This window comes from uncultured Virgibacillus sp., from assembly GCF_947495635.1.
Classification (GTDB): domain Bacteria; phylum Bacillota; class Bacilli; order Bacillales; family Amphibacillaceae; genus Virgibacillus; species Virgibacillus salarius.
In genome coordinates, this window is record NZ_CANMAB010000189.1 from 1 (window position 1) to 2,184 (window position 2,184).

General features: G+C 31.8%; 3 protein-coding genes. All 3 read right to left on the reverse strand.

What is annotated here, in order from left to right:
• Positions 1-88: 88 nt before the first annotated feature.
• Positions 89-607: a hypothetical protein gene (locus Q1A47_RS20365; protein ID WP_166531052.1), complete on the reverse strand. Its 519-nt coding sequence runs from the start codon at positions 605-607 to the stop codon at positions 89-91.
• 15 nt (positions 608-622) lie between these two features.
• The gene (locus Q1A47_RS20370; protein ID WP_166531053.1) at positions 623-1,309 is read right to left on the reverse strand and encodes a hypothetical protein; all 687 of its coding nucleotides are present in this window, start codon (positions 1,307-1,309) and stop codon (positions 623-625) included.
• A gap of 319 nt (positions 1,310-1,628) precedes the next feature.
• A complete protein-coding gene (locus Q1A47_RS20375; RefSeq protein ID WP_166531054.1) occupies positions 1,629-2,069 on the reverse strand; it encodes a DNA-binding response regulator in 441 nt (146 codons plus the stop codon).
• Positions 2,070-2,184 lie beyond the last annotated feature (115 nt).

Below are 2,184 nucleotides of genomic sequence, written 5' to 3' on the forward strand. Positions count from 1 at the left end.
AAAAGATTCCAGCTATCATTTTTTGATAACTGGAATCTTTTTTAACTTCATAAGGGCTAGTTATGTCCCAGCCCCTTACTGTATTATTTTAATCAGTAAGTCTCTTTTTTATAGATTCTATTTGTTTAAGCTCATGCTTATATTTATTAAGCTTTAATTCTGTCAGCAATGTACCAAAAAAATGTTGTGAATTATTGAGGAGACTGTCTAGAAAAAATTTCTCATTAACCTTCAAAGAATTTTCATCTATCGTTATCTTTGTTTGTTGACCGATATCCTTTTTTATAATTACTTCAATCGGTTGACTAGGATAATAAAAAGTAGCCTCTCCATTGTCAAGATATTCTTCAATAGCATTCAAATAGTAGCAGTATAAAGAAGGTAGATCGTCAAAGATTGGTATATTACCAATTTCTTTATAATTCGATATAAAAACTATACTTCCTTCTACCATCAATAAACCACTTGCCACATACTTCTTCCTATTTTTTTCGATATTCTCAACCAAATTTTCGTTGTTATAACCACCAATATAAGAATCTGCGTTTTGAGATATATCATCTAGATCATATACTTCTTTCTTTAGATAGAAATTCTTAATTTCCACTAACACACCTTCTTTTTATTTAGGATAAAGTTGTTTTATGTGCCCTTTAGTTATTCCTAAAACATATTTAACACCGTTTACTGTCCCTTGTACTTGGAAAGTTGAATTGGTACCTTTTGATTTTAATGTATTTCTATTTTGTTTTGCAATGCTTATAGCAATATTTTTCACACCACTTACAGATAAATCTGGATTGTAAAAAGTTTGTTTCTTCTTAACTGTACCATTCCAATATTTCGGATGGTGTCTTTCTAACATATGTTTCATATCCGTTTTAGTCAATTTGAAGGTGTGACTACCAGTCTTATATGTTGCGGTTTTGAAAGTTTTCAAGGCATTAGTAACTTTTGACTTAGGAGCTTTCTTGAATATTTTAGAACCCCATTTTATTACATGTTTACCTCCGCTAAGTACTACTCTCGCTACAAGCCCCCAAAAAAAGGGTTGAATGACTGTTGAACCAGATTCAATTAGATAACTCTCTTCCCCATCTTCTGGATCATCAACAAATTTATCCCAATCAACTTCCTCGAGATCTGTAAACAATTCAGGATTCTCATTATATGTAACTGAATTATCTTCTTCAATGATATCTACCCAATTTTCAACTCCCTCCTTAGCAAATGAAATTGATGGTAAAAGGAATGAAAATAGTAAAACAAATGAAACAAAAGCGCTGAAAAAAATAAAACTTCTTTTCATAGTTAGTATCTCTCCCAATAATATATTTTATGAATTTAGAAAAATAACAATTCGTAACTCTAATACTAGCTTTTGCTTATTTGTAAGTAAATACATTTATTGAATAAATTGTTACAGAAAATGTAATATTTTTACTAATTATTAAATACAAATAATTTTTATCTTGTATAACCAACACAAAACAGATCTATCTTTTCATGTTTAATATAGAAATTTAAGTAAAAACCCCCACTAAAATAAATTTAATGAGGGTTTTTATCCGACAGGATTATTTAATACTATATGTCACGTGATTGACCTCGCCGACCTCCCTTCCAGTTTACACACAGCGTTTTTGTTCTGGCAACAAGTCGGACATATCGGACATTTGAGACATTCGCGACACAATTCTATTCCTAATTCGCTGTATATGTCTTGTAGTTAATCCCATATGATTACTTATTGCTCTTACACTCATTCCATCTAATAAGCACTCTAATACCGCTAGTTCTCTCTCATCGGTAATTACTGGTATCCTTTCTTGAATAAATGAGACCTTCTTTTCCAGTCGATTAATCCAGGTATATTTTTTATCCCTACGAATAACCTCACGAGCAACCGGATCACTTGTGTTCTCCTCTGGCTTAGGCATAGCAGACTCAATACCAGATTGAGCTACTAAGCTTGTTCCTGCATCTTCTAATATTTTACGTTGTCTCTTTATTTCTTTGACCATCCAATTATAATCCTTCAAAGCGTTTTTAATTTCTTGTTTATTCATATCTGAGCCCCCACTCATGAATTATGATTTAATAGAAAATAAGAAAAACCGGGCAAAAACCAGCCCGGTCCTTTCCTGTTTGCCATAGCTAGAGCACATCCGATAGTTTGTATTC